A 10,036-nucleotide genomic window follows, 5' to 3' on the forward strand; every position below is an offset into this window, starting at 1 on the left:
AAAGGCGCTCGCTGAATACACATTTGGCGGGGGCGCTTTTTGGCACATGAATCATTTGCGTCGGGTGGTAGTTAGCTCTCAGAGGGTTTTGAGAGGCTGAGAAGGGATTATCTATGAGCGAGCAAAGTGCGATAGTTGTCGAGATCGAGGGACGCGCGTGGGCTAGAACAGTCGACGGGCGGGTGCGCAACCTGAGCGAAGGCGATAGCCTTGCTGTTGGGGAGCGCCTAGTTGTAGAACGCGGCGCCAGCATCACCCTGGATGTTGGTGCTGGCGAAGTTTTGAGTTACGTCGGCCCTCTGCAGCTATTGTTAACCTCCGACTTCTGGCGCTCATCCAACACCCAACCCGATACCGCGGTTGATTCGGGTGCCTCAGACGTTACTCCCAGTGTTGTTAACGACGAGACCAGGCAACCGTCAAGCAACTCTTCTCGTGTTGATGATAAAGAGTCCCCGGTGTCGCAGGGGTGGCATTACAGTGTTAATTTAAAACGTGTTGGTGAGGAGCTAACGCCTCCCGGACTTGACGGCTCTGGTGTGCCTGAACGGCCCTCGCCGCCGTACACTTTGGGCGGGCGTATTATGGATGGCGATGACGGCCCCGTGCCACCGTTACCTCCTGTGCCCCCACCGGTACCACCTGAGCCGCCGGTACCCAACTTTCCGCCGCAGACTAGCGATCAGTATTTAACGACTCCCGAGGACGTGGCACTGCCTGGTGGAATCCCTGGTTACGATCCCGAGGGGGCACCGCTTAGTTATCGGATTATCAGCGAGCCTAGCCATGGCAGCGTGACCCTCGATCCTGCCACTGGTGCTTTTGTTTATACCCCTAACGAAGATTACAACGGTGACGACCAGTTTATGGTCGAGTTGTCGGATGGTCGCTACACAGTTACCGAGACAACCTACATTGAAGTGATTCCGGTCAACGATCCGCCCGAGGCAACTGATCAGTATCTTGTGACACCCGAAGACACCGCTATTGATGGTCAACTTGAGGCCAGTGATGTCGATGGCGACTCGCTCACTTATCGCATTGCGATGGGCCCAAGCTTTGGCGAAGTCACCTTAGACCCAAACACCGGCGCTTTTCGGTATGAGCCCGGCCCGGATTACGTCGGCAATGATCAATTCACCGTATTGGTGGACGATGGCGAAGGCGGCACAACCGAGGCGGTGGTTTACATTGAGGTGACGCCCGTTAGCGATAGCGCGGTCATAACCGGTGATGACACTGGCGATTTACTGGAAGACAGCGACGATCCGATGCTGCGCGACAATGGCAAGCTAGAGGTCGTGGACCCCGATCAAAATGAAGCCGTTTTTTTACCTGGTAATGCAATAGCCGGCGCTGGCGCTTTAGGGCAGTTAACCATAAGCGCCGATGGCGCTTGGGAATACCAAGTCGCCAATGCCGAGGTACAGTACTTAGCGCTCGGAGAAACGGTTAGTGAGACGCATACCGTTAGCACCGCCGATGGCACGACCCACGATGTGGTGGTTACCATTACCGGTGTGAATGACACTCCGACTATTACCGTTGCTACCGGCGATAGTGATAGCGCCATATTAAGCGAGACTGATGCCGCGTTATCGGCAACCGGCACCTTAAGTGTGGCCGACGTAGACTTGGCCGATGCGGTAGCACCTAGTGTGTTGTCGGTTAGCGCTGCCGGCCCGGTTGATACAGTTACCAACGCCCAGTTATTGGCCATGCTCAGTGTTGATACTGGCGATATTATTGCTTTGGGTGCGCAAAACGGCGTACTTAACTGGCAGTTTAATAGCGGCTCCACGACGTTTGATTTTTTGCCAGAGGGTGAGCGATTAACGCTTACCTATCAAGTGCAGGTGACAGACAGTGAAGGGGCAACGTCCGCACACGATATTACCGTGAGAATTACCGGTACCAACGACGCGCCTATCTTTACCGGAGGCACTCGCGGCTCGGTGACGGAGGACGCCAGCGATCCAGAGTTGCGTTATGAAGGGCAAATACAAGGTTATGACCCGGATGGTAATGAGTCGGCGATTGATGACAGTATTGCCCCGATCCCACAAGGGGCAGTGCTGGGCACAATGGTTATCGACGCCGGTGGCGCTTGGTCTTATACCGTGGCGAATGCCGACACCCAGTACTTAGCGCAAAACCAGCTTCTTACAGAACGTTTTTTAGTCACCACTGTGGATGGTACTCAGCACCCTATAACCGTTGTCATCCGCGGGACTAATGACGCCCCTGAAATTACGTTGCAAACGGGTGATAGTGATGCCGCGAGCCTGCAGGAAACTAATGCGGGCCTGATGGCTGAGGGTACGCTGAGTGTTGTTGATATTGATGTGCGTGACACAGTGTCGGCCTCGGTCGTTGAGGTTTTTAGCAACATCGATGGTCTGCTTGACGATGCGGTGTTATTGACCATGATGAATGTCGACAGCGCAAATGTTATTAACGCTGGCAGTATCAATGGTGTTATTACTTGGGAGTTTGATAGCGGCGCAGAGAATTTCGCAGTGTTGCCGACTGACGTGCCTTACATTTTGACTTACAACGTGATGGTCACCGACTCTGCTGGTGCCGTTGACAGCAAAGAGGTGACGGTTGAAATTGTCGGCACTAACGATGCACCCGTGTTTACCGGAGGCGACAGAGGCGCGGTAAAAGAAGATATCGATGTTCAGGCTGGCAATAGGTTGCTTGCGGCGGACCAGCTAGAAGGTTTTGATGCCGACTATGGTGAAGCGGAAATAGTACCTACTGCGAGCGCCGATGGGCTTAACAACGTTAGAGGAAGCTTATCGATACTGGCCGACGGCAGCTGGAATTATACGGTTGATAATGCAGACGTTCAGTACTTATCTGATGGGCAAGTTGCCATTGATATTTTTCAAGTTGTCACGGTTGATGGCGCAACCCATGCCATCGCTGTGCGAATCATGGGCACTAATGATGCCCCTGTTATTAGTGTGGGAGAGGCTGATAGTGATAGCGCAACGCTGTCTGAAACAGACGCAGGGCTTATTGCCTCTGGCACGCTAAGTGTTAAAGATGTCGATGTGCGCGACTCAGTAACCTCCTCGGTTGCCGGTGTAACCGTCAGTAGTGGCGATGATGGTGGTATTGATATCGGGGTGTTAGCGGACATGCTGATAATTGATGACGCGGCGATTATCGACCGAGGTGAGACCGAAGGGATAATTCAGTGGACTTTTGATAGTGCCAGTGAAGCGTTCGATTATCTAGGTACCGGTGATGAGTTAGTGCTTTCCTATACGGTTGCGGTGGCTGATAACCAAGGTGGCGTTGATGACCATCAGGTGAACATTACGATAACGGGCCGTAACGATGCGCCGATAATTACCCCGGCGGGGTTACAGGATCAGCTTAATCAAGACTTCGAGGCGATTACTGCCGTCGATATTACGAGTGGCTTTAGTGATATTGATGCGAGTGATAGCCTGACTTATACCGCTACTGGACTTCCCTTAGGGTTAAGTATTTCTCCAGCGGGCCTGATTACAGGCACATTGGATAATAGTGCGTCGGTAGATAGCCCTTATACCGTGTCTGTTACCGCCACGGATTCGCAGGGGGCTGAGGTCACTACAACTTTTAATTGGGTCGTCACCAACCCCGCCCCCGATTTTATCAATGAAACTACCGGCGTCGACAATGATACCTACGAATTTGAAGTGTATGAAGGGGTGGTGCAGGGCACTGCAATCGTCGCGGCAGCGGACCCTGACGGCGATATTCTAACCTACAGCATTTTATACGGTAACGATGACGGCTTGTTTGCCATTAACCCAAACACGGGTGAAATGAGTGTAACCCGAGTCGTAGATGACCCCGATTTAGGTGTTCGGCAATTGGTCGTGCGCGTTGATGATGGGGAGGGCGGAGTGGACCTCGGACGTGTTCAGGTCACGCTGATAAACGTCAACGATCCACCTATCGTCTATCCCGATACAGTGCAAGTAAACGAGGATTCAATACTTAACGATCGCGTGCCTCAAGCGACAGATGTCGACAGCGCGTTAGATCCAACCGGGTTTATTTTGCAGCAAGATGTCAGCGCTGGCGTGCTGACTTTTAATGCTGATGGTTCCTATCTTTTTGCTACCAACGGCGAGTTTGAATCATTGCGTCAGGGGCAATCCACCAGCGTCACCTTCACTTACATTACCACCGATACGGCTACTGACTTTGACGGTAATACGGTCTATAGCGCACCGGCGACGATCACCATTGATATACAGGGCGTTAACGACGCGCCAAGCTTTAATGGCGACGATCAGCTAGCGGTAGACGAAGACGCTAATGATCCGACCATTACCGGTAGTGGTACGCTATTGGTCACTGATAGCGACGACAGTGAGTCGGCGATTGATGCGGCCCGTGCGCCAACCCCTAGCGGCGGTGCATTGGGTAGCTTGATGATTGACTCATCGGGCAATTGGGATTACAGCGTCAGAAATGCCGCGCTACAGTATTTGGCCGAAGGCGAAACTTACACCGAGACACACACGGTCTATGCTGTCGACGGCACCAGTCATGATATTACCGTCACCATTACTGGTGTGAACGATGTCCCAGCGATTAGTGTTGCCGGTAGTGACCGTATCACCGCATCCCTTACCGAAACCAATGCATCCCTAACCACTAACGGCACCGTCAGTGTTGCCGATGTCGATTTGCTCGATACCGTTGCGCCGAGTGTAACGGCCGTGAACGTGGTTTCTGGTGATGCCAACAATATGTCCAGTGCTATGTTGTTGGCCATGATGAGTGTCAGTGCTACAGAAGTAATTGCTGAAGGGGCGGGTAACGGCATTATGAATTGGCAGTTTTCGAGCCCTGATGACGCCTTTGATTACTTGCCCGAAAACGACCAAGTTGTGCTGGAATACACGCTGACTGCGACTGACTCGGAAGGTGCGACCGACGACCAGCTGGTTACCATTACCATTACCGGCACCAACGATGTCCCCGATGTGTTTGATGGCGTAGCGGTAACTGACGAAGATACGGCAGTAAATGGACAGGTGCCAGCCGCTAATGATGTGGATGGTACCGTGACCAGTTACACTACCGCAGGCGGTCCCACACTGCCGGCGGGCTTGTTAACGTTTGGATCTGATGGCCGCTACACTGTAAACCCGGCAGGTTCTTACGACTATCTTGCCCTGGGTGAAAGTGAAGAGTTTACGTTTACTTACCGGGCCATTGATAACGATGGTGAATTCAGTGACTTCTCACAGGTTACCGTTACGATAAATGGCGTCGATGATGCGCCGGTGGTTAGTGCCGGCAGTGGCACTGTGCGCGAAGACCTGGTGACAACGGCCACCGGAACCCTCAATGCCTACGATGTCGATAATCCAGATTTAGAGTTTATTGCCGACACTTATAGCTCTGCTTACGGTACCTTAACCGTAAACACTGACGGCACCTGGAGCTACCAGCTTAATCAAAACGCCACCGTCGATGCGATATCACTGAATGAAAACCACCAAGAAAATTACACCGTTGCGTTAAACGGTGATGGCCGCCCTGAAACACCGCTGGATAATAATTTAACCACGACGGTTACCATTAATATCTTAGGCACCAACGACAATCCAGAAGTGCCCGACTTAGCGTTCGATGTGTTTGAAAATGCCGTGCTTATCGATGGCGTCAGCGCCACCGATATTGATGGCACCATCAGTAGTTTTGGCTTGGTAAGTAATGCCGGTGAGGGTAAGTTAACGTTTAACGCCGCTGACGGTACTTTCACCTTTGATACCAATGGCGACTTTGCCGATTTAGCCGCGGGTGCTGAGCGAGACGTCGTCTTTACCTACTCTGCGGTTGATAATAATGGCGCGGTCGCGGTGCCCGGCACGGTAACCATTACCGTTGTTGGCGTAGATAACCCCGCGGTGATTCAAAACAGTTCCGGCGCTATTAGCGAAGACGCCTCGAGCGATACCGTATCGGGCACCTTGGTTGCCCGAGATGTGGATGATCCCACGCTAGCGTTTGGCCCCGATGGTAATGGTCAGACCTTACAGGGTGTCTACGGGTCGGTGGTTGTGGCGCCTGATGGCAGCTGGACCTACACGCTGGATAATGCGGCCCAAGCGACCGATGAGTTGGACGTGGGGGATCAGGTCACTGATGTGTTTGCGGTTGATTTATCATCCGATGATGGTGCAACGGCACAGCTGACAATCAATATAACCGGCAGTAACGATGCCCCGGTGTTAACCACCGAACAAATCACCTTAAGCGTTAATGAGCAGGACACATTAAACAATCAACCACTGTCAGCGGTTACCGATGTCGATGCGGATGATCGTTTGGATGGTTATTATTTGCTGGACGATTCGCAGTTTACGCCGGGCTCACTAATTTTTAATACCAATGGTACCTTTAGCGTTGACCCGCGTTTTCAGTTTGACAGCCTTGAAGACGGTGACAGCGAGCAAGTCTCTTTTACGTATCGGGCGTTTGACAGTCACGGCGCGGTGTCGCAAATCGGTACGGTTACGATCGACATCAGTGGTTTCAGCGATGGCGACGGAGATGTCAATTCTGGTGAGATTATCGAAGTCAATGTGCCTAGCTCGGTGACCGGTGGCCCACTCGATAATTATACTCAGGGTACGTATGACGACAGCTTAGGCTACGGCACCTTAACGGTAAACCCCGATGGTAGTTGGTCTTACGCCTTGGACCCTAGTGCAGCGGACCCGTTGGGGCCGGGCGATAATGTCATCGTGACGATTCCTAGTGGTAGCGGTGGAGACAGTGTCACGATTAACATTGTCGGTACCAACGATGCTCCCGTGGTTGAAGATGTACCCTGCGGTGTAATTGCAACTGGTGAAAACTCGGTATTCACCGGCGCCGTTCCCGCAGGCACCGACGTTGATGGCTCGGTCGTTTCTTACTCCGCAGTCGATACCAGTGGTTTGCAAGGTGGGACCATCACCTTTAATGACAACGGCACATTTACCTTTGACCCTGGCACCGCCTTTGACCCTCTCGATGAGGGCGATGAGCAGCAGGTGAGCTTTACCTACCATGGTATTGATAACAATGGCGCAATCAGCAATACCGCCTCGGTGTGTATTACGGTTATAGGTGAAGACGATGCCCCGACGGTGACAACAGGCTCTGGAGCGGTTATTGAAGATGATCCGGCTAATAATCAAGCCAGCGGACAGTTGTCGTTGCAGGACGTGGATGAAGACGACGTAGCGGGTGGTAGTGTCACTTTTACGCCACAAACAAATGTGGCCGGAACTTATGGCACGTTTACGATTGATGCCAATGGCAACTGGACCTACACGCTGGATAACGCTAACCCGAATACCAATGCCTTAAACGTTGATGAGCAAGTCAGTGAAACTTTTACCGTGGGTATTTCTAACGGGAGTACCACAACCGTTACCGTCAATGTGACCGGGGCGAATGATGTCCCGGTGATTGATAGCGGTGATAGTAACCTTGCCGTGAGCCTTGATGAGGACAGCTTATACAATGGCACATTGCCTCTGGCTACAGACGTCGACAGTGACGGCGTGGTGGTCGCTTACGTACAACAAGGCGGTTTGCTTTATGTTGACGATAGTAGCGCCGCCCCCGGTGCACTGACGTTCTACTCCGACGGCAGCTATACGTTCGATCCCCGTGGCTCATACGATTATTTATCAGACGGTGCGTCGGTAGATGTGAGTTTTACTTACCGGGCAGAGGATAACGACAGCGGCCTCAGTGCGCCGGCAACCGTCACTCTAACGATCAACGGCATCGATGACTTACCGGTTATTTCCAGCGGTAGTGCCGCCATTACCGAAGACGACGCCAACCCGGCAGCGTCTGGTCAACTAGATGCCTCTGACCCCGACGACGGGGAAGACCTTACCTTTGTGGCCGGCACTTACACGGGCGTATACGGTTCGGTTATTTTGCAAACCGACGGTAGTTGGCAGTATAACTTGGCACCAAATGCGCAAGAGCTGATGGGCGGTGAAAGTTTTACCGATACTATTGTGGTCGACCTGTCGGAGGGAAATAGCACAACCATCGATATCACAATTAAAGGCATCAATGATGTGCCCACCTCCGCCGATAGTGTCATCGATATTGACGAAGACTCCGTGTTAAATGCCAGCGTCCCCGAGGCTGATGACGTTGACGGTAACATTGTGGCCTATCGTTTGGTGGATGGAAGCTTGTCAGGTCCAGGCACTATTAACTTTAATTCCGATGGCAGCTACAGCTACAACCCCGGCAGTAACTTCCAGTACTTGGATGAAGGTGACATTGAGCCCATTACGTTTCAGTACCGGGTGCAAGACAATAACGATGGTATCAGCGACCCGATTACAGTAACCATCAATGTTACCGGCGTAAACGATGCACCGACGTCCAGCGCCATTGCCAATCAAAGCTCTGATGAAGCCACAATGGTGAACCTGGATGTTAGCAGTAGCTTTAGTGATGTCGATGCAGATAACGTCTTTACTTACACGGCAAGTGGCTTGCCGGCAAGTTTGGATATAAATGCAGCGACTGGGGTGATCAGCGGTACGCTCGATGCAGACGCCGCTGATAGTGTTTACACCATTACCGTAACCGCAACCGATTCCGGTGGCGAGAGTACCAGCCAGAGCTTTACGTGGACGGTTCTTAACCCGGCGCCAGATTTTATCAATGAGCCCAGCGGTGCTGACGACGACAGCTATGAATTTAGCGCCGATGAAGGTGCGGTTAGTGGTACCGAGCTTGGTGTTGTCAGCGCACTCGATCCCGACGGCGACACCCTGACCTATAGTATTACCGCAGGCAACAGCGCCGGCTTGTTCGCTATTGATGCAACCACTGGCGCTATCACCTTAACCACTGATGTCGATGACGACGAGATTGGCGTTTACAGTTTGAGCGTCTATGCCGATGACGGACAGGGCGGTAGCGATACCGCTAATGTGAACATTTCTTTGCTTAACGTTAATGACTCGCCTGTGGTGAGTGGTGGCGCCATATCAGTACAAGAAGAGTCCGTGAATACCCCATTAGGTGTCGCGACGCCCAAGGATGCCGATGGCGATGCGTTAACCGTTACCGTCACAGGTTTACCGGATGTTGGTGAGGTGACTTTGGCAAACGGTACCGTGCTGGCCCTAAACGACACCTTTAGTGGCGTCGAGTTATCCGGCTTATTGTACAACGCGCCGCAAGAACTGGCGGCAGATTATATAGGGGCCTTTGAATTCTCGGTAGACGACGGTCAAGGCCAGGCGAACAGTGTGCAAACGGCGAGTGTCGACATCGCCGTTGCGGCGGTTAATGATGCTCCGGTGGCGAATGATGACGTTGTGGATGAGGTGGCGAACAATAGCCCCGGTATTGTGATTGATGTGCTTGCCAATGATACCGACGCCGAAAACGATGAGCTCACTGTGTTTAGTGCTACCGCCGAGTCCGGCACAGTGACGATAAACGCCGACGGTACGTTAAACTATGTTCCAAGCAGCGGCTTTATCGGGACTGACAACATCATTTATCAAGTCAATGACAGCAGCGGCGCGTTCGACTTTGGCAACGTCAGCATTGCGGTGGTCTCCGGTGTCAGCCCGGCCATGGCAGGCGCACAACCCCAGCCCAGCGCTAAAGCAGGTTTTGCCATGGACGATGATGATGGGTTGGGCGCCGATGGCTTGGCATGGCATTTGGGCGATGCTAGTGCTAACGATCAGTCGGCTGCTTCTAACGCTATGGGTGCGGCGCGGCCATTAGGGTTTGCCGACTTATTGGAAGACGATGATGAGGACCTCACTCAGTGGTTACCCCGTGACGACGAATCAGATGATAGTGTAAGTGAGCTGGTGTTGTACGTGTCAGCACCCAGTGCAAACGCTGACAGCCCCTATGGGTTAAGTGAAGATATCACCCCATACAGTGCGGCCGATACTGACTCCTTTGAATTGTTTATCAACCATACTCAGGGGCAAATAGATTTGTAGCGCGTTGGCCATGT

At 52.5% G+C, this 10,036-nt stretch carries 1 protein-coding gene; it reads left to right on the forward strand.

Translation table 11 applies throughout. The annotated features are described in order from the left end of the window. Positions 1-113: 113 nt before the first annotated feature. The gene (locus ACGHAD_RS05015; RefSeq protein ID WP_382417173.1) at positions 114-10,022 is read left to right on the forward strand and encodes a VCBS domain-containing protein; all 9,909 of its coding nucleotides are present in this window, start codon (positions 114-116) and stop codon (positions 10,020-10,022) included. Positions 10,023-10,036 lie beyond the last annotated feature (14 nt).

This window comes from Gilvimarinus japonicus (assembly GCF_042847215.1).
Lineage (GTDB): Bacteria > Pseudomonadota > Gammaproteobacteria > Pseudomonadales > Cellvibrionaceae > Gilvimarinus > Gilvimarinus japonicus.